This is a genomic window from Agrobacterium sp. 16-172Ci, assembly GCF_053522725.1.
Map to the genome: position 1 here is coordinate 53,719 of NZ_JBNWBW010000025.1, position 23,138 is coordinate 76,856.

Here is a 23,138-nt window from a genome sequence, read left to right on the forward strand (position 1 = left end):
GCATGACGGAGGAAATGTTCTTGCGCGTTGCCGATAATCGGACGAGGGCAAAGCTCTTGTCTCACTATTTAAACGGGGTGGCGTGTGGCTGTAGAAGCGAACGGAAATGATCTGGCCCAGGTGGTCGTGCTTTTGGCGGCGGGCGTTGTCGCCGCGCCGATCTTCAAGCGTATCGGCCTCGGCTCGGTGCTGGGTTATCTCGCCGCCGGCCTGGTGATCGGGCCTTACGGTCTCGGTTTTTTCTCCGATTCGCAGGCCATTCTGCATATAGCGGAACTCGGCGTGGTGATGTTCCTGTTCATCATCGGCCTTGAAATGCAGCCGTCGCGGCTGTGGTCGATGCGGCAGGATATTTTCGGGCTGGGTGCGCTGCAGGTGCTGGTCTGCATGGCGGGTCTGACATTGATCGGGGTCGGTCTCGGCTTTCCCGTCATCATGTCCTTCGTCGCCGGCACCGGTTTCGTGCTGACGTCGACGGCGATCGTCATGCAGATGCTGCAGGAGCGCAACAGCATGTCGAGCCTGAAAGGCCAGCGCATCATCGCCATCCTGCTGTTCGAGGATCTGGCCATCGTGCCGCTGCTGGCGCTTGTCGCTTTCCTCGGTTCCGGCGGCGAACATGTCGCGGCGTCGGAGCGCTGGGCCTCCGTCGGCATCGCGCTTGCCGCCGTCGGCGCGCTCATCCTTGCCGGGCGTTATCTTCTCAACCCGTTCTTTCGCCTGCTCGCGGCCTCTGGTGCGCGGGAGGTGATGACGGCCGCGGCGCTGCTGGTGGTGCTGGGTTCGGCGCTTCTGATGCAGGTGAGCGGTCTTTCCATGGCCATGGGCGCCTTTCTGGCCGGCGTGCTGCTGTCGGAATCCTCCTTCCGCCATCAACTGGAGGCGGATATCGAGCCGTTTCGCGGCATTCTGCTCGGTCTGTTCTTCCTCGGCGTCGGCATGGCGATCGATCTTGCCGTCATCGCCTCCAACTGGCAGCTCGTGGTCATCAGCGTTGCGGGCTACATGCTGCTCAAGGCCTTCCTGATCTATGGCGTGGCGCGGGCGCTCGGCACCACCAGGCGTGAAAGCCTGGAACGGGCGGTGCTGATGGCGCAGGGCGGCGAATTCGCCTTCGTGCTCTATTCTGCCGCCGTCAGCGCCGGCATTCTCGACCGGGAGGCGAACGCCATACTGACGGCGACCATCATCATCTCCATGGTGCTGACGCCGCTAATGGTCATCCTGCATGACCGGCTGGTGCCGGCGGCGGTTCCCAATACCGACGATCTCGACGTGCCTGAAAATGTCGAGGGCAGCATTCTCCTCATCGGCTTCGGCCGTTTCGGCCAGATCGTCAGCCAGCCGCTTCTGGCGCGCGGCTATACGCTGTCGCTGATCGACAAGGATGCCGACTTCGTGCGCGATGCGGCTGAATTCGGTTTCAAGGTCTATTATGGCGACGGTTCGCGGGCGGAAATCCTGCATGCTGCCGGTGCGAGCACGGCGCGTGCCGTGCTTATCTGCGTCGATGACAAGGAGGCGGCCGTCAGGATCGCGGAGATCGTCAAGCACGAATTCCCGCTGGTTCCGGTTCTCGCCCGCGCCTATGACCGCGGCCACGCGATCGATCTTCTGAAGGCCGGTGTGGATTACCAGATTCGTGAGACGCTGGAATCGGCGCTGAATTTCAGCGAGGAAGTGCTTGGCGCCATGGGCGAGGAGCGGGAAGATGCCGCGCGTCTGGTGGAAGAATTCCGCGACCGCGACGAGGAACGTTTCGCCATGGAAGTCGTCGGCGGCATCTATGCCGGCCGTTCGCTGATCCGCGGCAATGCCCAGCCGGCCGATCTCGTTGCCGCCCGCACCGCCCGCGAGCGGGCCGAGCGGGAAAAGGCAGAAGCCGCAGAGGAATAGCACGCCCCGGTCTTTCGGCGGCGACAGAGGGAATTGGCAGGGATAGGACATGACGATCATTCGCACGGTTGAGGAATTGAAGGCCATCTATGACAGCACGAGCGAGGCATCGATCGCCAAGGTGACAGCCACGCTGACGGCCGAATACCGGCTGATGATCGAGACTTCGCCGTTCCTGGCGCTGGCGACGGTCGGGCCGGAAGGCATGGACTGTTCGCCGCGCGGCGACAAGGGCGGCGTGGTGCGGGTGGCCGATGAGAGGACCGTGCTTCTGCCAGACTGGCGCGGCAACAACCGTGTGGATTCGCTTCTGAACATCGTGCGCGATCCGCGCGTGGCGTTGATGTTCCTGATACCCGGCTCGAATACGACGATGCGCATCAACGGCCGTGCTGTGGTCTCCGTCGATCCCGACCTGCTGGAAAGCTTCGAGATGGACGGCAAACATCCGCGCACCGTCATTGTGGTGACAATCGATGAAGTCTATTTCCAGTGCGCCCGGGCGCTGATGCGCTCGGAACTATGGAACCCCGATAATTTCGTCGACCCGGCCTCGCTTCCGACACCCGGTCTTCTGCTCAAGGCGGCCAAGGCGGAATTCGATCAGGAGACCTATGACCGGGAATGGGCGGCGCGGGCGGCGAAGACCATGTGGTGAGGTGCAGTAACGACCGACCTTGGGCCGCTGAGGCAATCCTCGCAAGGCTTACGTCATTGGCGAAAGCGGAGCGTCTCACTCCGTCACCCCGGACTGGATCCGGGGTCTAGCGCGATCAAGTCCTTGATCGCAAGAGGCTTTTCTCACGGCGCAGACGCGCCGTGACTGGATGCCGGATCGAGTCCGGCATGACGGAGGAGATAGTAGCGCACACACCACCATCCTCACGTCCGATAAATCAGCCAGTTCTTGCCGGTATAATTCTTCTGCATGCCGTCCTCGTAATAGACGGAGCGGTTCCGGCCGGTTTCCTTGGCATGGTAGAGCGCGGTGTCGGCATGGCCGTAAAGCTCGCTCGGATTGGTGGCCTGTGCGGCGGAAGCGAAGCCGAGGGAGATCGTCACCGTGCCGTAGTCGGCGCCCGATCTCGAATTGCGGAAGGGCGTGCTTTCCAGCGACAGGCGGATGCGCTCGCACATCACCATCACCTCTTCCGGCGTATTGCCGTCCAGAATGATGGCGAATTCCTCGCCGCCGCTTCTGGCGACAAAACCATCCTTGCGGACATTGGCGCGGATGACCGAGGCGACGGTGGCGAGAATCTTGTCGCCGACCGGATGGCCGAAAGTGTCGTTGATCCGCTTGAAATGATCGATATCGAGCAGGACGAGCGTGGTATATTGCAGGCCGATGGAGCTGTCATAGATGGATGCCAGCCGGTCGTCGAAGGCGCGCCGATTGGACAGGCGCGTCAGCGAATCCGTATTGGCGATGCGCTTGTACTCATCCAGCTCCAGACGCACCTGATGCATTTCCTCGGCATGGCGGTTGACATCGTTGAAGGTCTTTTCGCCGTCGATGATCTTCGAGCCGGTGGCCTCGGCCAGCAGCGAAATCGCATTCCTCAGAATATTGCTGCTGGCGGCATTCTTGTCATCGATGCGCTGACGCGTTTCGCCGAGAATCCTGTTGTAGTTTTCGATGGAGGATTGTTCGCGCCTCAGCGTGCCCAGGAGGCCCTCCAGTTCGCGCCTGAGCTTCTCATGCGCATCGTCGATGGACCGGGCGGGATTGCCTTCCCCGTAACGTGAGGACAGCTCGTCCAGATCCTCCTGCGTGACCCGGTTTCCAAGCGCGGCCAGATCCTTCGTCAGGGCAGGGTTCGAACCGATATAGGCTTCGTAAAAGAGGCTGTAGTTACGCGGGATCGGCGAAACACCCATGCTCCGCATGGCATAGGCAATCTGCCCGGCAATGTCGGGCCCCGTGGTTTTGGGCGTGGATGCCGTGTTCATCAAGAAACTCCAGTGAGTCTGCTTATCGACTATGATTATTATTATGAAGGTCGTTTTGGAAAGCTTAATTTAAGGGAAACTAATTTTTGTGCCCGGAAACTTCATTTTCGTCACTTTTTATCTTATTTAATTGATAAATATAAGTAATTTTCATTCTGAAGAATTCCGGAATTTTTTCCCTCTACTATTCGCCTTGGTGACAGCATCGCATTTATTCTGTCAATCCCAATAACGGGATTCGTGTGATTTATTTTGGCACAACAATATGTAGAAATAATTCCGCGGCGGAAAGCCATGGTGGTTTTTGAATTCGTGGAAATCCCGCCTATAGGCGGTTTTTTTTATCATTCGTGTCGGGATACAGGAATGTTACAGTCTTATCTTCGGTTCCCGTGCCATGCGGCACGCGGCCGTGCCGTTTAGTGACGGCGCGGCAACCGTTCGGTAAGGTTCAGGAAGAGGCCAGTTATGCTGCCGGCCCAAGTTTGGCCGTATCGCCTGCGTGTCAGGATTTCAGCCTGATGACCGGGCATTCCGCCCCGGCCGCCGCCGCCGGCGCGTTTGGCGGGCGCACGATCAAACCGTCGGAATGGGCCAATATCTTCATCATCGATGAATCCTGCTTCGCATGGGCTTCCGCCACCAGCAGGCCGTTTTCGTCCGTGCTGAAACGGGCGCGCAGATAATCCTGCCGGTGATCATTCGCTTTCAACGGCGTGGCGGTGCGGGCGGTCATCGTGCGTTGCAGCGGCGCGCGGCGGGCGATGCTGCGGAGCAGCGGTTCGAGGAACAGCAGGCCGCAGACGAGGCTGGCAACCGGATTTCCGGGCAGGCCCAGAACCTGCATGGCGCCGATGGACCCGACCATCAGCGGTTTTCCAGGACGCATGGCGATGCGCCAGAAATCGAGCTGCATGCCCTCCGCCTTCAAGGCTGCCTGCACGAGGTCGTGGTCGCCGACGGAGGCGCCGCCGAGCGTCACAAGCACATCGACCTTCGCCGCGACCGCCTTGCCGATAGCGGCGCGGATCAGCCTGTCATCATCGGCAATGATACCGAGATCGAGAACCTCGGCACCCGCCTGCCGGGCGAGGGCTGCGACGCCGAAGGTGTTGGACGCGATGATCTGGGCGGGCTGCGGCGCGCTTCCAGGCGGCAGCAACTCATCGCCGGTGGCGAGGATGGCGATGCGCGGCCTGCGATAGACGGTGAGCGCGGCATGGTTCATAGCCGCCGCGAGCGTCAGGTCGGTGAAACCGAGTTCCCGCCCGGCCTTCAGGGCCGCTTCGCCTTCGGTAAAATCCTGTCCGCGCGGGCGGATATGTCGCCCGGCGGTGACGTCGAAGGCGGTGCGGATTTTTCCGCCCTCCAGCACTTCGGCATCTTCCTGAATGAGAACGGTGTCCGCACCCTGCGGCACGGGCGCGCCGGTGAAGATGCGCACGGCCTGGCCTTCACCCACCGTGCCGGTAAAAGCATGGCCGGCGGCGGCCTGACCGATGACGGTGAGGACCGAGCCGATCTCCGCCGCATCGGCGCTGCGCAGCGCATAACCGTCCATGGCCGAGGCATCGAAGGGGGGCTGGGTGAGGCGTGCACTGAGATCGGCCGAAAGAACCCGGCCATCGCATTCGGTAAGCGGCAGGGTTTCGCTTTCGGTCACCGGAACCGCTGCTTCCAGAAGGCGTCTTATGGCCTCATCCACGGGCAGCAGCGGTTTCATTCACGTCTCCTGTCGCCGGAAATCGCCGGATTTGCCGCCGCTCTTTTCCAGAAGGCGGATATTGACGATTTCCATCGCCTTGTCGGCGGCCTTGGCCATGTCATAGATCGTCAGGCAGGCGATGGATACGGCGGTCAGCGCTTCCATCTCCACGCCAGTCTTGCCGGACAGTTTCACCAGCGCTTCGACCCGCAGGCCGGGCAGGGCGGCGTCTTCGGTAATATCCACCGCCACCTTTGTCAGCATCAGCGGATGGCAGAGCGGGATGAGATTTGCCGTCTGCTTGGCGGCCATGATGCCGGCGAGGCGTGCAGTGCCGATGACATCGCCCTTCTTGGCGTTGCCCTGGCGGATGAGCTCCAGCGTTTCCGGCTTCATTTTCACGAAGCCTTCGGCGACGGCAACACGGACGGTCTCGGCCTTGTCGCCGACATCGACCATATGCGCTTCGCCGCCGACATCGATATGGGTGAGCTTTCCCGCCTCGCTCATCGATGCATTATTCCGCTGCCAGAATGCCGGATTGGCCGGTCAGCAGCGCTTTGGTGGCCGCTGTCACATCGTCCTTGCGCATCAGGCTTTCGCCGACGAGGAAGGTGCTGATGCCGCTTTTTTCGAGGCGCTTACAATCCTCGAAGGTGAAGATGCCGCTTTCGCCGACCAGCAGCTTTTCCGCGGGCACGAGGCCTGCGAGCTTCTCGCTGGTTTCGAGGCTGACTTCGAAGGTGCGCAGGTTGCGGTTGTTGATGCCGAGAAGCGGCGAGGCGAGCTTCAGCGCCCGTTCCGTTTCTTCCTCATCGTGCACTTCCACCAGCACATCCATGCCGAGCGCGAAAGCCTCGTCCTCAAGGCGTTTCGCCTCGTCGTCGGAAAGCGAGGCCATGATGAGGAGAATGCAGTCCGCGCCCCAGGCGCGCGCCTCATGCACCTGATAGGTCTCGAACATGAAATCCTTGCGCAGCGCCGGCAGGGCGCAGGCATTGCGGGCGGCGGTGAGGAATTCCGGGGCGCCCTGAAAGCTTGGGCTATCCGTCAGCACCGAAAGACAGGCGGCGCCACCGGCTTCATAGGCGGCGGCCAGCGCCGGCGGATCGAAATCCGGGCGGATGAGGCCCTTGGAGGGGCTGGCCTTCTTGATTTCGGCGATCAGACCGAATTTGCCTTCGGCCTGCTTTGCCCGGAGCGCCCTGTAGAAACCGCGCGGTGCGCTCTGGTCTGCGGCCATGGCCTTCAGGTCGGCCAGCGAAACCTTCGCCTTGGCGGCGGCGATTTCCTCGCGCTTGTAAATCTCGATCTTTTTAAGAATGTCGCTCATGATCTCGCTCTCATTCCTGAACCTCGTTGGACACGGCGACCAGACGGTCGAGCGCGGCTGCGGCCTTGCCGCTGTCCAGCGCCTCGCTGACGATCGCCATCGCCTCAGACAGTGTCTCCGCATTGCCGGCGATAACCAGCGCTGCGGCCGCATTGCACAGCGACACGTCACGATAGGCGTTGCGTTTGCCGGACAGAACCTCGCGCAGCGCCGCCGCATTGGCAATGCCGTCTCCGCCCTTCAGATCTTCCATGGAAGCGGGCTCGACACCGAAATCCTTCGGCGTCAGGTCGAAGGTGCGAATCTTGCCATTTTCCAGTGCCGCGACATGGGTAACGCCCGTGGTCGTCACCTCGTCCATGCCGTCGCCATGGACGACCCAGATGCTTTCCGAACCCAGATCGCGCAGCACTTCCGCAAGCGGCACCAGCCAGCGCGGCGAAAAGACGCCAAGCAGTTGCCGTTTGGCGCCGGCCGGGTTGGAGAGGGGGCCGAGCAGGTTGAAGATGGTGCGCGTGCCGAGTTCGACGCGGCTTGGGCCGACATGGCGCATGGCCGAATGGTGAAGCTGCGCGAACATGAAACCGAGACCCGCCTCGCTGATGCAGCGGGCTATGAGTTCCGGACCGATATCGAGCTTCACGCCGAGCGCCGAGAGCGCATCCGCCGTGCCGGATTTGGAGCTCAGCGCCCGGTTGCCGTGCTTTGCGACCGGCAGGCCGGTGCCGGCGACGATGATCGAGGCGAGCGTCGAGATATTATAGGTGCCGATGCCGTCACCGCCGGTGCCGACGATATCGATGGCATTGGCGGGGGCCGAAACCGGCAGCATGCGGGAACGCATGGAGGAGACGGCGCCGACGATTTCGTCCACCGTTTCCCCGCGCACGCGCAGCGCCATCAGGAAGCCGCCGATCTGCGACGGCGTGGCTTCGCCCGACATCAGAATGTCGAAAGCCGTACGCGCATCCTCGCGGTTCAGGCTTTCTCCATTGGCGACCTTGGCGATCAGCGGCTTCAGTTCGGCCATCTTGTCGCCCCCCGGGTTAGAAGCCGACCATCGCCTGATCGGCGAGGGCCTGATTGATGGTGACACCATAGTCATTCTGCAGGCGGTTGACCATCTGGTCCAGCATGTCGTCGCCGGCCGCGCGGGCAATGGCGGCGAACTGCTGGTCGTCATTGGCAAGCGCGTCGGCAGGCGCAGTGGTGTCGACCGAGGTGACCTTGAAGAGGATGCGGCTGGAACCGTCGGCATCGGCCGCCGTGCCCACCTTGCCCTCCGCGCCGGAGAAGACCGCCGCGATGGTCTGCTGGCCGAAAATGGCGTCTTCGCTGTTGCGGCGCAGGCCGGACTTCTGTTCGACGGCAAGGCTAAGCTCACCGGCCACGGCTTCCAGCGTGTCGCCCTTTTCGACACGCGCCTTCAGTTCCTCGGCCTTGGCGGCAAGCGCGTTGCGCTGCTGCTCCGCCGTCCAGTCAGCCACGACATCGTCGCGAACTTCGGCAAGTGTGCGGTCGCGGGCGGCGATGATCTGGTCGACATCGAACCAGATGTAGCCTTCACGGCCGAGATTGATCGGCAGCGCTTCCGTGCCGGGTTCGGTCTTGAAGACCTCCTGCGCGAGCTGCGGGGAGGGCAGGCCCTGAACCGCATCGCCCTTTTCATCGAGGCCGGAAGCGTCGATGGCGGCGATGGTGACGGGTTTCAGGTTCAACTGCGTTGCCGCATCAGCGAGTGAAGAACCGCCGGCGCGCAGATCCTCGTAACGGTCATGAACATTGGTGATCTCTTCCGCAGCGGCGGCGGTGGCGAGGTCCTTGCGGATATCTTCCTTCGCCTCTTCCAGCGTGCGGGTCGTTTCCGGCTTGATGCCGGTGACGCGCAGGAGAACCGGGCCGAAGGAGCCCTGGACCACCGGCGATACACCGCCGTCCTTCTGGATGGCGAAAGCGGCGTCGGCAATCGACTGGTCGGGGATGGTATCCCTGGTGAATTCGCCGAGCGTGACGTCGGAAGCGGTCTTGCCCTGATCCTTCACCACCTGGTCATAGGTGGTGTTGCCGAGGCGGATCTGCTCGGCGGCGGCCTCTGCCATTTCCTTTTCGGGGAAGGTCAGCTGCTCCACCGTGCGGCGGCCGGCGGTGCGGAAGCTGTCCTTGTGGCTGTTATAATAATCGGCGATCTGGGCGTCGGTGACGGCGGCCTGATCGGCGATATCGGACGGCTCAAGCTTCACATAGGTGAACTTGCGGAACTCGGGCGCGCGATATTTCGTCTTGTTGGTTTCGAACCAAGGGGCAAGCACGTCGTCGCCCGGCGCCTTGACCGGCGGAATGACGGCGTTCGAAAGAATGACGTAATCGACGGCGCGCTGCTCGTTGCGATATTGCTTCAGCGCATCCACCAGCACCTGCGGCGCGGCAAAACCGTCGGAAACGGCTTCGACGATCTGGCTGCGGACGGCGACCTTGCTGCGTTCCTTGATATAGTCATCCTCGCGGAAACCGGAATTGCGCAGGCGTTCGCTGAAGAGATTGCGGTCGAACTGGCCGTTGACCGCCTTGAAGGCCGGGTCTTCGGCGATGAGATTGGCGAGGCGGTTTTCCGAAAGGCCGAGATTCATCTTCGAGGCCAGCTCGTCAAGCGCTGCACCGGCCGCAAGCTGGCTGAACACCTGGCGGTCGATGCCGAAGGCCTTGGCCTGCTCGGTCGTCAGCCTCGTGCCGAACTGGCGGCTGAGATCGGAAATCTGGCGCTGATAGGCGAGACGGAATTCCTCGGGGCTGACCGTCTGGTCGCCCACCGTCATGACGGCGTGGGAATTGGCGGTGACAAGCGATGCGGAGACGCCCCAGATGCCAAAAGAGACAACAAGCAGGAGAAGCAGCAGCTTGGCTGCCATGGTTCGAGAAGCATTTCTCAGGGAATCGAGCATCGTTATGCAAACCTCACAGGAACGTCGTCGCGGTCGCCGGCTCTCCGGCCCGCAACGTATCGGCGTTCCTTAAATCAATCCAAACGGAAATTGAAGGGAATTTGCCTTGGAAAAACGGGGTTTTGAAAACGCTTGTGTGATTGGAGGCGGGATTTTCCGCCATCGTCTTCGCCGCGTTGCGCCCGCGAAGCGCAAAATAAAACCGCCCGGAAGGTCCAGGCGGTTGAAAAGAATCACTTTTAAGCGGCCGTCTGCCCGGCCCGTCGCGCTCAGAAGGCGCGGTCGCGCCGGATCATCGCCTTGAATTCCTCGTCTTCACGTCGCATCTCGGCGACCACGGATATCATCGATGTCACGAACATAACGCTGATCAGGGCAAGAAGCATTGTCAGAAATGTGAACATGATATCGTCTCCGGGAGTTTCGAGAAAATTCTCTCCGTTATCAGTAGTAATTCATATACTGATAACGGGCGGTCAGCTGCGGATAGTCCGGGCCCAGTTTTTCAGGCTTCTGTTCATAAAGGCTAAACGTCGTTGCTACCATTGCGATAACCAGTACTGTCCAGGCGGTGCTGATGACGCTGATTTTCGCCGAAGTAGACTGTTTTTCTCTTACAAACATCTGTCCGTTCCTTTGGTTCTTTCTTAACGCGCCATGTCCAAACATGTTCCGCGTCAACCGTAAAAATCGATTAGCATCGCGCCTGTGAAACTTCCTTGAATGGTTCGTTCATCTGGCGTTCAGGAAACTGGCTAAGGCCGTCATTCGAGAAAAATATACTCGGCAGCGAATGAAGCGATGATCGAAAGGACGATCATGAAGGCCAGCATTTTCAATTCTCCGGATGCTTAACGAGTGAGGGGCGTTTCGGTTTCCCGATGCCGTGCATTTAGACAAAATAGCTGTGAAACCGCACTGAACGGCCCATTCATCCGCGGTTCACGCCGCAGCCACGCTTGTGAGGGGTTGGTTATAAAGTCTTGCGCCGCGTGCCTCTCCATGACAAAAGGCGGCACATATGCTGAAGCGTCGAGACGCGCCCACCATCTGAGAGCGATATGACGATTGCCTTTTATCCAGGATCCTTCGATCCGATGACCAACGGACATCTGGATGTGCTTCTCCAAGCGCTGAACGTGGCGTCGAAAGTCATCGTTGCGGTCGGCATTCATCCCGGAAAAGCGCCGCTGTTCAGCTTCGAGGAGCGGGCAGGGCTGATAAAGCGGGCGCTTGCCGAACATCTGCCGGGCGAAGCGGCGCGCATGGAAGTCGTCTCCTTCGATAATCTCGTCGTCGATGCCGCCCGCCAGCACGGCGCGCGCCTTTTGCTGCGCGGCCTGCGCGACGGCACCGATCTCGATTATGAAATGCAGATGGCCGGGATGAACCGCCAGATGGCGCCCGATATCCAGACCGTATTCCTGCCCGCCGGCACCTCGTCGCGACCCATTACAGCCACATTGGTCCGGCAGATCGCCGCCATGGGCGGCAATGTCGACGCCTTCGTGCCGAAAGCCGTGCTTGAAGCCCTCAACGCCAAGCTGAAGCGCTAACTTCAGCCTCACATTCTGGAGCCAATCCGATGAAACTCGTTCGATTTGCCTTTGCCGGCGCCATGTTTGCAGGCGCTCTCGCCGCCAGCACCTTTGCATCTGCCGCCGAACTCCTGACCGTGCAGCTGAAGGACGGCCCCGTTGTCATCGAACTGATGCCGGATGTCGCGCCCAAGCACGTGGCGCAGATCGAGGCGCTGGCCAAGAAGGGCGCTTATGACAATGTCGCCTTCCATCGCGTCATCGACGGTTTCATGGCGCAGACCGGCGACGTGCAGTATGGCAACATGGAGAAGGGTTTCAGTGCCCAGCGTGCGGGTACGGGCGGTTCCGACCTGCCGGATATTCCGGCCGAATTCTCCAAGGTTCCGTTCACGCGCGGCGTGGTCGGCATGGCCCGCTCGCAGGATCCGAATTCCGCCAATTCGCAGTTCTTCATCATGTTTGCCGACGGCCCGTTCCTGAACGGCCAATATACCGTGGTCGGCAAGGTCGTGTCCGGCATGGAAGCCGTCGACAAGATCAAGCGCGGGCAGGGCAGCAACGGCGAAGTTTCCAACCCCGACCGGATGATCAAGGTCACCGTCGGCAAGAAGTAAGGTAGGGCAATAGAGCCCGAACAGAGGAGAATAACCATGGCCGAGATCAAGGATCCGGAAAACACCATCATCATGGAAACGACGACCGGCAAGGTCGTGATCCAGCTGCTTCCGGAAGTTGCGCCTGGCCACGTTGCCCGCATCAAGGAACTCGTCTCGGAAGGCGCTTACGATGGCGTGGTTTTCCACCGCGTCATCGAAGACTTCATGGCCCAGACGGGCGACGTGAAGTTCGGCAAGAAGGGTTCGGAAAGCTTCAACCCGGCACGCGCCGGCATGGGCGGCTCCGACAAGCCGGACCTGAAGGCCGAGTTCTCCGCCATTCCGCACGTGCGCGGCACCTGCTCCATGGCCCGTTCGCAGAACCCGAACTCCGCCAACTCGCAGTTCTTCATCTGCTTCACGGATTCGCCGTGGCTCAACAAGCAGTACACCGTCTGGGGCCAGGTCATCGAAGGCATGGAAGCCATCGACAAGATCAAGCGCGGCGAGCCGGTGAAGGACCCCGATTCGATCGTTTCCATCAAGCTCGCTTCTGCGGCCTGAGGATAGCGTATAAAGTGTTTACCCGCTCCGCAGGAAACTGCGGGGCGTTTCACATTGATGACAAGGGTGCCAACCTCTCAGCCGTCATCCTCGGGCTTGTCCCGAGGATCTAACGATCCCCGACGGCTACGTGGTTAGATCCTCGGGACAAGCCCGAGGATGACGTCTCGTTAGACGAAGCCTTGTCACTACCCACCACCCGCCCCATTGAGGGCGGGTTTTGATATTTTCGAGAGCCCTTGCAATGCGTGTAGACCTGTTCGATTTCGATCTGCCCGAGGAGAATATCGCCCTGCGCCCCGCGAACCCGCGCGACAGCGCGCGCCTGTTGGTGGTCGATCCGAATGAGAACCGCATGGAAGACCATCGCGTCTTCGATCTGCCGTCCTTCCTGAAGCCTGGCGACGCGCTGGTGTTCAACGATACCCGTGTCATTCCCGCCCAGCTGGAAGGTGTGCGGCTGCGCGAAGGCGCGCCGGAGACGGCGGTTTCGGCCACGCTGCACATGCGCGCCGATCAATCCCGCTGGAAAGCCTTTGCGCGTCCCGGCAAGCGCATCAAGCAGGGCGACCGCATCCGTTTCGGCTACGAGCGGGACAATGCCTGCGGCCTTGCCCATCTGGAAGCCACCGTCGAGGAGAAGGGCGAGGAGGGTGAGATCACGCTGCTGTTCGACGTCTCCGGCCCGGTGCTGGATGAGGCGATAGCCTCCGTCGGCCATATTCCCCTGCCGCCCTATATCGCGGCGAAACGCCCGGAAGATGCGCAGGACCAGACCGATTACCAGACCATCTACGCCCGCGAAAAGGGCGCCGTTGCCGCCCCCACCGCCGGGCTGCATTTCACGCCCGATCTGTTTGCTGCGCTGGACAAGGTGGGCATCGAGCGGCATTTCGTGACGCTTCACGTTGGGGCAGGCACCTTCCTTCCGGTGAAGTCCGACGATACCGACGACCACAAGATGCATTTCGAGATCGGCCATGTGTCGCGGGAAACCGCCGACCGGCTGAATGCGGTAAAGGCGCGGGGCGGACGTATCGTTTGTGTCGGCACGACATCGCTGCGCCTGATCGAAAGTGCGGCTGACGAGAATGGCGTTGTCCACCCATGGTCCGATGCCACCGGCATCTTCATCACGCCGGGATACCGCTTCCGCGCGGTCGATATTCTGATGACCAATTTCCACCTGCCGAAATCGACGCTGTTCATGCTCGTTTCGGCTTTCTGCGGTCTCGAAACGATGCGTGACGCTTATAAGCACGCCATCGAAACCGGATACCGCTTCTATTCCTATGGCGATTCCAGCCTGTTGTTCCGGAAAAACTGATGCACGACAAATTCACCTTCACCCTGAAAGCCACGAGCGGCGGCGCACGCCTCGGCGAAGTCGCCATGCCGCGCGGTATCATCCGCACGCCCGCCTTCATGCCGGTCGGCACCGTCGGCACCGTCAAGGCCATGTATCTCGATCAGGTGCGGGAGCTTGGGGCCGATATCATTCTCGGCAATACCTATCACCTGATGCTGCGGCCGGGTCCGGAGCGAGTTGCCCGCCTTGGCGGCCTGCATGAGTTGATCCGCTGGCCGCATCCGATCCTTACCGACAGCGGCGGTTTTCAGGTGATGTCGCTTTCCGGTCTGCGCAAGCTGGACGAGCAGGGCGTGACCTTCAAGAGCCATGTGGACGGTTCGCTGCATCATATGTCGCCGGAACGCTCCATCGAAATCCAGGGCATGCTCGATTCGGATATCCAGATGCAGCTCGATGAATGCATCGCGCTGCCGGCCGAACGCAAGGAAATCGAGCGCGCCATGGAAATGTCGCTGCGCTGGGCCGAGCGCTGCCGCGTCGCCTTTGGCGAGCAGCCCGGCAAGGCCATGTTCGGCATCGTGCAGGGCGGCGACCAGCCGGACCTGCGCATTCGTTCGGCCGAAGGGCTGAGAGAGCTCGATCTCAAGGGTTATGCCGTCGGCGGCCTTGCCGTCGGCGAGCCGCAGGATGTGATGCTGGGCATGCTCGATATTACCCTGCCGGTGCTGCCTACCGAAAAGCCGCGTTATCTGATGGGTGTCGGTACGCCTGACGATATTCTGAAATCGGTGGCGCGCGGCATCGACATGTTCGATTGCGTGATGCCGACCCGCTCTGGCCGCCACGGGCTGGCCTTTACCCGTCGTGGCCGCGTCAATATCCGCAATGCCCGCCATGCGGAAGATATGCGCCCGCTCGACGAGCAGTCCAATTGCCCGGCCTCGCGCGATTATTCCCGCGCCTATCTGCATCATCTCACCCGATCCAACGAGGCGTTGGGCGGCATGCTGCTCTCCTGGCACAATCTTGCCTATTATCAGGAGCTGATGCAGGGTATCCGCAAGTCTATCGAGGAAGGCCGTTTCGCCGATTTTTATGCGGAAACCATCGAAATGTGGGCGCGGGGCGATATAGACCCCATCTGACGCTTCCCGAATTTTTCTCCTGTTTCGGACGCTTTCCTTGGCACACGCGCCTTACGTTCTTTTCCGGGATGATACGACCGGCACGGTGACAGCCTTCACCGAGCCGGAAGAGATCATCGTCGCGGATGAACCGGCGTCGTTTTTTGCTGCGCTGAAGCGCATGGAAGAGCTGCGCCGGGCCGGGAAATACCTCGCCGGCTATATGTCCTACGAGGCGGGCTTCCTGTTCGAGCCTAAACTTGCGCCTTTCGCGGACGAGCCTCGCAACGTGCCGTTTCTCAATTTCGGCGTCTTTTCCGCCCCGCAGCCGGATGAGGGGCGGTTTGCGCGCCCGGCAAATCTGCCGGATGCGGATGCGTTTCTGTCCGATCCCGTGCCGGCATGGACCCTTCAAGACTATTGCCAGCGTTTCGAGCGGCTGCACGGGCACCTGCGTCGCGGCGACTGTTACCAGGGCAATCTGACCATGCCGGTCCATGCCCGCTGGAGCGGCGATCCGCTGACGGCCTTCTGGTCGCTGATCGAGCGGCAGCCGGTGAAATATGGCGCGCTGGTCGATCTCGGCGGCCCGGTCATCCTGTCACGCTCACCGGAACTGTTCTTCTCGGTTGACGGGCAAGGTTTCATCGAAACCCATCCGATGAAGGGAACGACACCGCGCGGAGCCGATGCGGAAGAAGACCGGGCGATTGTCGAGGCGATGCTGGCGGACGAAAAGACGCTCGCCGAAAACCGTATGATCGTCGATCTGCTGCGCAACGATATTTCCCGCATTACAGAAGTCGGCAGCCTTGATGTGCCGCGGCTGTTCGATATCGAGACCTATCCGACCGTGCACCAGATGGTGAGCCATGTGCGGGCGAAACTTCTGCCTGACGTGACGGTGGAAGATATCTTCGCCGCCCTGTTCCCCTGCGGCTCCGTTACCGGCGCACCGAAAATGTGGGCGATGAAAATCCTGCGCGAGCTGGAAGCGACGCCGCGCAACGCCTATTGCGGCGCAATCGGCTTCATGTCTCCAAATGGTGAGATGCGGTTCTCCGTGGCGATCCGTACGCTCAGCCTGTTTGACGACGGCCGTGCCGTCTTCAATGTCGGCGGCGGTATCGTGTTCGATTCCGTTGCCGAGGCGGAGTATGACGAGTGTCTGCTGAAATCGAAATTCGCGGTGGGGGACAGGCTGCTTCGGGGGTGATTATCGCCCGATCACCTCAAACACCCCATTTTCCACCAGCACCTCCTTCGCCGCCGCATGGCTCAGAAAACCCGCTGGGCTGGCGCTGGCGCCATAGGCGCCTGATTGCAGGATGGCGAGGAGGTCGCCGGCCTTGAGCTTCGGCAGCGCCGCATTACGGGCGAGCGTATCGAGCGGCGTGCAGAGCGGGCCGACGATGGTTGCCGTTTCCTCATGCGCCGCCAGCATCATGGCCGGAGCGACGATGGGATAGTTGCGCTTGACGATCTGGCCGAGATTGCCGGAGGCGGCGAGGTGATGATGCATGCCGCCATCCGTCACCACGAAGGTAGTGCCGCGCGAGGTCTTTACCGAATTCACCTCCGCCACATAGATGCCGCCGGGACCGGCGAGGAAACGGCCGGGTTCGACGATGACATGGGCGTCGGTTATCAGTTCATGCGCCTTCAGAAGCGCCTTGAGGTCGGGTATGGCGGCGCTGACTTTTTCAAGATCGAGCGGCGTTTCGCCTGCGAAATAGGGAATGCCGAGACCGCCGCCGAGATCGATGGTTTCGAGCGGCTTACCGAGCATCCCCGCCATGCGCGCGGCAAGGGAAATGCCGTGTCTCCACTGGGAGACAAGCATGTCGGCATCGAGGATCTGCGTGCCGCCGTAAATATGGACGCCGACGAGATCGATATATCGGGCGTCCTTGAAGAGCGGCAGGACATTTTCCAGCTCTTCCTCATCGAAACCGAAGGCGGTGGCCTTGCCGCCCATGCGCATCGCGCCGGCCTGTGCATCCGGCACCGGATTGATGCGGATCGAGGCTTTGACCGGCTTGCCGATCGCCTCGATGCGGGTAATTTCCTCGGCGCTTTCGATGTGGATTTCGCCGATGCCGCCCTCGATCACTTCGCACAGCTCGGCCATGCCTTTGCCGGGGCCGGCGAAGATGATATTTTGCGTTGCGACACCGGCCTTGATGGCGGCGCGATATTCGCCGACGGAAGCGATTTCCGCACCCGCACCTTCCTGCCGGAAAAGCGAGACGATGGCGGGCAGGGGATTGGCCTTCACCGAATAATAGATATCGGCAAAGCCGCCGAGCGCGGTTTCGAGATCGCGATAGGCGCGGCGCATGGCGGCGGCGTCATAGAGGAAGCACGGTGTTCCGGTCCCGGCGACAATATCGCGCACCGGAAGTCCGCCGATCATCAGATCGTTCTCGCTTGTGTCGAACAACGCGGCAGCAAAAGCCGGGCCGTGGCTCTGGGGTTTATCCGTTGGCGCCATTGTCCGTCCGTTCGCGCACCAGCGCGCGGTAATCCACCTTGCCATTGGCCGTGACCGGCAGTCGTTCCACCAGTTCGATAGCGCGCGGGATCATGAAGGGGGCGAGCATTTCGGCGGCCTTCTTCAGAGCCGCCGTCACATCGATATTCTGGTTGGCGGCAGTCGCCACGGCATGGACCTTCTCGCCCGCAAAGGGGTCCGGCAGGCCGATGACGGCGACCTGCTGGAAAAGGCCTGTCGACATCAGGCTTTCCTCAACCTCGGTCGGGCTGATGCGATAGCCCGACGATTTGATCATGGCATCGTTGCGGGCGACGAAGCTGAAGAAACCATCCTCGTCCTCCACCGCCAGATCGCCGGAATAACACACGGTCTCGCCGCCCAGCGCCGCCGGAATGAAGGGGTGCGGGCGCAGCACCTTTGCCGTATCCTCCGGCCGGTTCCAGTAACCCAGCGAGACGGTCGGGCCGCGATGGACGAGAATGCCGGGTTCACCCGGCTTTGCCCTTTGTCCCTCGGCGGTGACGATGAAGATTTCGCATTCGGGAATGGCCTTGCCGATGGAGGTCGGGCGGCGGTCGATTTCATCGGGCGGCAGGAAGGTGGAGCGGAAGGCTTCCGTGAGGCCATACATCAGATAGATTTTCGTATCCGGCAGCTTCTCGCGCAGCGCTTTTACGGTTTCCTGCGGCACGCGTCCGCCGGAATTGGTGATGTAACGCAGATGCGGCAGAGGCGTCTTTGTGAGCGACGGGGCCGCTTTCGTCAGGATCGCCCAGATCGTCGGCACGCCGGCGAGACCCGTGATGGCATGGTCGCGCAGATCGCGGACGATCTCATCGCCCAGCCGAAAGGTGGAGATGATCGTGGCCGCACCCTGTTCAACCGCCGTCAGCAGCTGGTTCAGGCCATAATCGAAGCTGAAGGGCAGGAGGGACAGAATGCGGTCGCTACCGGTGATGTCCAGATAGGTGCGCACGATGCGCGCGCCGGCCAGAAGATTGCGATGAGACAGCATCACGCCCTTCGGCGAGCCGGTGGAGCCGGAGGTATAAAGAATGGCGGCCAGGTCTTCGCCGATTGCCGCTGAAGGCCGGGCGAGTGTCTCGGCGCGGGCCTCTATCTCTTCCGCCAGCAGCACCGTGACCTCGGGAAGGTCTTCCAGTGCCGCTTTCAGCTCATCCATCATCGCCGCGCTGCTGATGACGATTTTCGCGCCACAATCGCTAACGATATGGCGGATCTGCTGCGCCTTCAGCAATGCGTTCACCGGCACGAAGACGCCGGACGCCATGCTCACGCCAAAGATCGACCAGCATTCCTCAATGCCGCGCGGCAGATAGATGACGACGCGGTCTCCGCGTTGCGCTCCGGCTTCCTGCAATGCCGCCGCGCAACGGGCCGCCGCTGCGGCAAATTCGCGATAATTCAGCGATCGGTCCTTGTGGACGAGGGCCTGATCGTCGCTCGCGGCGCGGGCGGCAAGCAGGTGGTGCAGCAGGAAATGGGGCGTCATCTCCTCCGTTCCCTGAGGACGAAGGCGATGAGATCGGCCGGCGTGCCGAGATTGTCGGGCGTGAAATGTTCGTCATCGAGAATGATGCCGAAACTTTCGCCGAGGAAAATCATCAGTTCCAGAAAGCCGAGCGAATCGATTACGCCGCCTTCGAGAAGCTGCGTATCGGCGGAAAAGGGGGCATAGGCGGGAAAACGGTCGGAGAGGTAGGAATAGATGGTATCGGCAACGTCGATTTCACTCTTTTTCGCTGCAAGCATGCTCGTTCTCCGATTTCCCGCGTCTTTCCCAATGACCTGCCCGGAACGGCGCTTTTTCTGTAAAGGCCAAGATTCCGTCAAGTCGCGCACGACTCACTAAAATACCTACGGTGGCAATAACACCAACTCTGAGTATGCTTCGTTAATAAATCGTGGGTTCCATGCGCCTTTTACTTGTATCGGTGCAGATTTATGTGCGGCAAGCCCGCCGGCCTTTCGCTCTGCGCCCATTGCCGCCATGGTCAGCGCAAGCCGGCCATGGCCAAGAAGGTGGCGGGCGATTGTGGATATGTGCCTTTGCGCGACCTGCCGGTCTTCGCAATGGATGAGGCGCGCGGATGGCAATCTTTTGGTCGTGGTTTTCAGGAAGACCAGAGGGTAATGGCGGTTCTCCGCCTCCATCACGGCCACGATGCAGCCGAGACGGGCGTGGTCTTCCAGCATGTCGCGCATTTCGGCGGAGAGTATTTCCGGTTTTATCTCGCCTGGCGCCCGCAGCCGTGCGCTTGCCGGGCGAAGCGCTGCAAAGGGCAGCGGATAAAAGAGCGTGCAATCGGTTACCGTCGCAAAGCCCAGCCTCTCATTCAGCTTGCAGGCTTCGGGAGAGGGGGTGAGATCGGTAAAGATTTCGTCCTCATTGGAGGACGCCATCTGCAACATGCGCGGGGCGAACCAGCGGCAGGAAGGCTCCACATACCAGCTGGACAGGTTGACGACGATCCTGCCGGTCTCCGGCAGGCGGCTTTTGATCGTCAGCAGCACACCTGCGGCATCGTCGCCCTTCATCAGCAATTGCCCGATCGGACCGAGTTCGCGCCGCTCGTGATGTTCGCTGACGAGCGACAAACCGCGCGACCAGAAGGCTGCGGTTTTTTCCGGGAAGCCTTTCGCCAGAAGAGCGACGGCGGCGACGCGGTTTCCGTTGTCGATCGGTACGATTTTCAGGGTCGCTCTCCGCAGGTCTGGCGTCGTTCTGGGCGGGGAGGGATTTTCAACTCCGCCGCGTAGTATCGGCTTACGACGATAGATTTACCGTCCCGTTAATCGCAATGGCTGCAGCGGGTTGGAGGCGATCACATTTCTATGAATGGCGGGCGCGCGCGGTTACGCGCGTCCGCCTCTGTCTTATCCAATCAATAAACCACGACGCCGCGAATGCTTTCGCCCTTGTGCATCAGGTCGAAGCCCTTGTTGATGTCTTCGAGCGGCATGGTGTGGGTGATCATCGGGTCAATCTGGATCTTGCCTTCCATGTACCAGTCGACGATCTTCGGCACATCCGTGCGGCCGCGCGCGCCACCGAAGGCGGTGCCCATCCAGTTGCGGCCGGTGACGAGCTGGAACGGACGCGTGGAGATTTCCTGGCCGGCACCGGCAACGCCGATGATGACCGACTTGCCCCAGCCGCGATGCGAGGCTTCCAGCGCCTGGCGCATGACTTTGGTATTGCCGGTGCAATCGAATGTGTAATCGGCGCCGCCGATCAGGTCGCCATTGCGCTTCGTCATGTTGACGAGGTACGGCACGATATCGTCGCCGACTTCCTTCGGGTTTACGAAGTGGGTCATGCCGAACTTCTCGCCCCAGGCCTTGCGGTCGGGGTTGATGTCCACGCCGATGATCATGTCCGCGCCGGCAAGGCGCAGGCCCTGCAGCACGTTGAGGCCGATGCCGCCGAGGCCGAAGACAATCGCCGTGGAGCCGATCTCGACCTTGGCGGTGTTGATGACCGCGCCGATACCGGTCGTCACGCCGCAGCCGATGTAGCAGACCTTGTCGAAGGGCGCGTCGGGATTGATCTTGGCGAGCGCGATCTCCGGCAGAACCGTATAGTTCGAGAAGGTCGAGCAGCCCATATAATGATGGATCTTGTCCTTGCCGATGGAGAAGCGCGACGTGCCGTCCGGCATTACGCCCTGGCCCTGGGTGGCGCGGATGGAGGTGCAGAGATTGGTCTTGCGCGAGGTGCAGGAATAGCATTCGCGGCATTCCGGCGTGTAGAGCGGAATGACATGGTCGCCCTTCTTGACCGAGGTGACGCCCGGTCCGACATCGACGACGACGCCCGCGCCCTCATGGCCGAGAATGGCCGGGAACAGGCCCTCCGGATCGGCACCCGACAGGGTGAAATCGTCTGTATGGCAGATGCCGGTCGCCTTGACCTCAACCAGCACTTCGCCGGCGCGCGGGCCTTCGAGTTGAACGGTCATGACCTCAAGCGGCTTTCCGGCCTGAATGGCAACTGCGGCGCGAACGTCCATATCTTATCTCCTGGCATTGTTTTGTGATTGAACAGGGCTGTTTTGCCCGAGCTTGGCTTGAGGGACAAGGGGCGAGCCCAAGTTTGTGTTTTCGGAAGAAACCGTGAATGCAAACCCCATACTGCCGTTAGGCGGTCATACGATTTTATTGTCGAGACCTAATTTACTAATAAATAAACTAAGCATATGAATTTGCTTCATATTTTTAGGTTCCGATTGAGTTTTGATTTACGGTTTGCGTGTTAATTGACCCCTGTATTTCAGGGGTCAGGCGAAGTTGCTCGAAAAGCGGCGCCGCCGGCGACCAATGAGCAATTTTCGAGCCACCGGCGTGAGCCGGACATTTTTTAGCGTCGCAGAAAGCAAGGCCTGTCGCTTTTCACAGCGCGCCTTTCCCATGGCGATGAGCGACATGAAACGGTGTTTTGATGACGAGCAGGCGGATTAAAAAAGCGGCATGGAAATGGAGCCTGTTTTCATCGCTCCTCAGGGACCGCGCGGGTACCTTCGCCATCATGACCGCTCTGCTGCTGCCGGTCTTTATCATTTTGCTGGGGCTGCTTTTTGAGGGTGGCAGGGCGCTGGCCTATTACAACCAGTCAAAGCGGGTCATGGCCATGGCATGCGAAAGAGCCACCAAGCCGACACGTACCTACACGTTGCTTGACACTGTCCGGCGCGACAATGTGACCGCGGCCTTCGATGCGATGATTCAATCCACGAAGCAGAAGGTCCTCTCGCGTGACGTGCAAGTGAAATGGACTGAGACAAAAATCAATGCCGAGTTCAGTTACGGGCTGATTTTCTCGGAGATGTTCAATCTCGAGAAGCTGAAATATCGCCTTGCATACTCTTGCGAGGGCATCCCGCCCTATCCCGAGGATGATGCGGTCATCATTGACAATATGTTCGAGAGCAACGCTCTCGGCGTCGAGCGGGTTCTGAAAAACGGCGTCACCAAGGAAACCCCCGGCGGTTGCTGGGGTGTCTATCCCTATTCGGAGATCGGATGGGATGGCGGGACCGGCCCCGGCGTCGAGTTGCAGGACTGGAGCAGCCCCTGCTGCCGCCGCAACCACAATTGGGAGGGCTATCCGGCGGGAATGCAGAGCAAGAAACTCAACGAGGCCCCTACCGCCAACGACAAAGCCTGCACTTTGAAGGAGGTCGATAAGGCAAAGACCACCGACAAGATCGAAATCGACAAGAAGGCGGGCACCGAACTCTCATTGCCAACCCGTTATGTCATGGAGCTCGACAGTGACTGGGGGCCGCCTAAGCCCGGCAAGAAAAAAAATATCGAAGCCAATAGCTCGATCTACAAGGATGTCGAGCTTCATCCCGGAATATATAAGATCATGGTTTGGTATAATGGGCGCCGGGCCGTCGAGGACGTGGAAAAAACAAACGGAATCAAGATCTCGCTCCAACAGCTCCTTCCTGACCTGCAACCCCAGCAGCGGGTGTGGGAGTTGACCCAGGATAAAAACAGTATTGCCTGGACGCCGAGAGACTACAGTTTCAGGGTCAAGGCCTACTCCATCTATCGGGTGACGATTGAGGCAACCGGCCTGAGCGACAGCTTTGGTGGCATCATCACCGGTTTCCAGCTCATCTACGTGGATCGAATGGAAGAGGGCTGAG

At 60.6% G+C, this 23,138-nt stretch carries 23 protein-coding genes; 9 read left to right on the forward strand and 14 right to left on the reverse strand.

Features of this window, described 5'->3' with window-relative positions; translation table 11 throughout:
* The first annotated feature begins 84 nt into the window (after positions 1–84).
* Positions 85–1,896, forward strand: coding sequence for a monovalent cation:proton antiporter-2 (CPA2) family protein (locus ACQZ40_RS19965; RefSeq protein WP_174036058.1), 1,812 nt, complete (start codon positions 85–87; stop codon positions 1,894–1,896).
* A 49-nt stretch (positions 1,897–1,945) separates the two neighbouring features.
* Positions 1,946–2,554 carry a pyridoxamine 5'-phosphate oxidase family protein gene (locus ACQZ40_RS19970; RefSeq protein WP_080816895.1) on the forward strand — a complete coding sequence of 203 codons (609 nt, stop codon included), beginning with the start codon at positions 1,946–1,948 and terminating at the stop codon, positions 2,552–2,554.
* Positions 2,555–2,778: 224 nt separating this feature from the next.
* On the opposite strand, the gene ACQZ40_RS19975 is transcribed toward ACQZ40_RS19970, so the two are convergent.
* The 8 genes from ACQZ40_RS19975 to ACQZ40_RS20010 form a co-directional block, all read right to left on the reverse strand.
* Positions 2,779–3,849, reverse strand: coding sequence for a GGDEF domain-containing protein (locus tag ACQZ40_RS19975; RefSeq protein WP_078053072.1), 1,071 nt, complete (start codon positions 3,847–3,849; stop codon positions 2,779–2,781).
* Positions 3,850–4,354: 505 nt separating this feature from the next.
* Positions 4,355–5,572 carry a molybdopterin molybdotransferase MoeA gene (locus ACQZ40_RS19980; protein ID WP_448748544.1) on the reverse strand — a complete coding sequence of 406 codons (1,218 nt, stop codon included), beginning with the start codon at positions 5,570–5,572 and terminating at the stop codon, positions 4,355–4,357.
* Positions 5,573–6,064 carry a cyclic pyranopterin monophosphate synthase MoaC gene (gene moaC, locus ACQZ40_RS19985; protein WP_448748545.1) on the reverse strand — a complete coding sequence of 164 codons (492 nt, stop codon included), beginning with the start codon at positions 6,062–6,064 and terminating at the stop codon, positions 5,573–5,575. It abuts the gene before it with no gap.
* A gap of 7 nt (positions 6,065–6,071) precedes the next feature.
* Positions 6,072–6,887, reverse strand: coding sequence for an indole-3-glycerol phosphate synthase TrpC (gene trpC / locus ACQZ40_RS19990; protein ID WP_065655980.1), 816 nt, complete (start codon positions 6,885–6,887; stop codon positions 6,072–6,074).
* 10 nt (positions 6,888–6,897) lie between these two features.
* Positions 6,898–7,917, reverse strand: coding sequence for an anthranilate phosphoribosyltransferase (gene trpD, locus ACQZ40_RS19995; protein ID WP_078053069.1), 1,020 nt, complete (start codon positions 7,915–7,917; stop codon positions 6,898–6,900).
* Between the two features lie 16 nt (positions 7,918–7,933).
* Positions 7,934–9,826 carry a peptidylprolyl isomerase gene (locus ACQZ40_RS20000; RefSeq protein ID WP_125146658.1) on the reverse strand — a complete coding sequence of 631 codons (1,893 nt, stop codon included), beginning with the start codon at positions 9,824–9,826 and terminating at the stop codon, positions 7,934–7,936.
* A 269-nt stretch (positions 9,827–10,095) separates the two neighbouring features.
* Positions 10,096–10,230 (reverse strand): hypothetical protein, encoded by a 135-nt coding sequence (locus ACQZ40_RS20005; protein ID WP_256387174.1) that lies wholly within the window; start codon positions 10,228–10,230, stop codon positions 10,096–10,098.
* Between the two features lie 40 nt (positions 10,231–10,270).
* Complete coding sequence (locus tag ACQZ40_RS20010) at positions 10,271–10,450, reverse strand: hypothetical protein (RefSeq protein WP_004442101.1); 180 nt, start codon at positions 10,448–10,450, stop codon at positions 10,271–10,273.
* Between the two features lie 437 nt (positions 10,451–10,887).
* Between ACQZ40_RS20010 and coaD the strand changes: the two genes are divergently transcribed.
* From coaD to ACQZ40_RS20040, 6 genes are all read left to right on the forward strand, one after another.
* Positions 10,888–11,382, forward strand: a complete 495-nt coding sequence (gene coaD / locus ACQZ40_RS20015; RefSeq protein ID WP_080851830.1) for a pantetheine-phosphate adenylyltransferase — start codon at positions 10,888–10,890, stop codon at positions 11,380–11,382.
* Between the two features lie 29 nt (positions 11,383–11,411).
* Complete coding sequence (locus ACQZ40_RS20020; RefSeq protein ID WP_004442095.1) at positions 11,412–11,981, forward strand: peptidylprolyl isomerase; 570 nt, start codon at positions 11,412–11,414, stop codon at positions 11,979–11,981.
* 36 nt (positions 11,982–12,017) lie between these two features.
* Positions 12,018–12,527 (forward strand): peptidylprolyl isomerase, encoded by a 510-nt coding sequence (locus tag ACQZ40_RS20025; RefSeq protein WP_065655977.1) that lies wholly within the window; start codon positions 12,018–12,020, stop codon positions 12,525–12,527.
* A 244-nt stretch (positions 12,528–12,771) separates the two neighbouring features.
* A complete protein-coding gene (gene queA, locus ACQZ40_RS20030; protein ID WP_448734387.1) occupies positions 12,772–13,854 on the forward strand; it encodes a tRNA preQ1(34) S-adenosylmethionine ribosyltransferase-isomerase QueA in 1,083 nt (360 codons plus the stop codon).
* The gene (gene tgt, locus ACQZ40_RS20035) at positions 13,854–14,984 is read left to right on the forward strand and encodes a tRNA guanosine(34) transglycosylase Tgt (RefSeq protein ID WP_142845155.1); all 1,131 of its coding nucleotides are present in this window, start codon (positions 13,854–13,856) and stop codon (positions 14,982–14,984) included. Before queA ends, tgt begins: the two co-directional genes overlap by 1 nt.
* A gap of 37 nt (positions 14,985–15,021) precedes the next feature.
* Positions 15,022–16,179 carry an aminodeoxychorismate synthase component I gene (locus ACQZ40_RS20040; protein WP_448748546.1) on the forward strand — a complete coding sequence of 386 codons (1,158 nt, stop codon included), beginning with the start codon at positions 15,022–15,024 and terminating at the stop codon, positions 16,177–16,179.
* Here ACQZ40_RS20040 and ACQZ40_RS20045 read toward each other — a convergent pair whose 3' ends face one another.
* The 6 genes from ACQZ40_RS20045 to ACQZ40_RS20070 all read right to left on the reverse strand — a co-directional run bounded on the left by ACQZ40_RS20045 (position 16,180) and on the right by ACQZ40_RS20070 (position 21,908).
* The gene (locus ACQZ40_RS20045; RefSeq protein WP_448748547.1) at positions 16,180–17,457 is read right to left on the reverse strand and encodes a type III PLP-dependent enzyme; all 1,278 of its coding nucleotides are present in this window, start codon (positions 17,455–17,457) and stop codon (positions 16,180–16,182) included.
* Positions 17,441–18,973 (reverse strand): AMP-binding protein, encoded by a 1,533-nt coding sequence (locus tag ACQZ40_RS20050; protein ID WP_448748548.1) that lies wholly within the window; start codon positions 18,971–18,973, stop codon positions 17,441–17,443. Before ACQZ40_RS20050 ends, ACQZ40_RS20045 begins: the two co-directional genes overlap by 17 nt.
* Positions 18,970–19,233: an acyl carrier protein gene (locus tag ACQZ40_RS20055; RefSeq protein WP_448748549.1), complete on the reverse strand. Its 264-nt coding sequence runs from the start codon at positions 19,231–19,233 to the stop codon at positions 18,970–18,972. The genes ACQZ40_RS20050 and ACQZ40_RS20055 overlap by 4 nt, the downstream gene beginning before the upstream one ends.
* A 105-nt stretch (positions 19,234–19,338) precedes the next feature.
* Complete coding sequence (locus ACQZ40_RS20060) at positions 19,339–20,079, reverse strand: hypothetical protein (protein WP_448748550.1); 741 nt, start codon at positions 20,077–20,079, stop codon at positions 19,339–19,341.
* Positions 20,080–20,366: 287 nt separating this feature from the next.
* Positions 20,367–21,494, reverse strand: coding sequence for an S-(hydroxymethyl)glutathione dehydrogenase/class III alcohol dehydrogenase (locus ACQZ40_RS20065; RefSeq protein WP_003525152.1), 1,128 nt, complete (start codon positions 21,492–21,494; stop codon positions 20,367–20,369).
* Positions 21,495–21,761: 267 nt separating this feature from the next.
* Complete coding sequence (locus ACQZ40_RS20070; RefSeq protein ID WP_448748551.1) at positions 21,762–21,908, reverse strand: hypothetical protein; 147 nt, start codon at positions 21,906–21,908, stop codon at positions 21,762–21,764.
* Positions 21,909–21,922: 14 nt separating this feature from the next.
* On the opposite strand from ACQZ40_RS20070, the gene ACQZ40_RS20075 reads away from it, so the two are divergent.
* Entirely contained in the window at positions 21,923–23,137 is a 1,215-nt protein-coding gene (locus ACQZ40_RS20075; RefSeq protein ID WP_448748552.1) for a TadE/TadG family type IV pilus assembly protein, read from the forward strand.
* Position 23,138 lies beyond the last annotated feature (1 nt).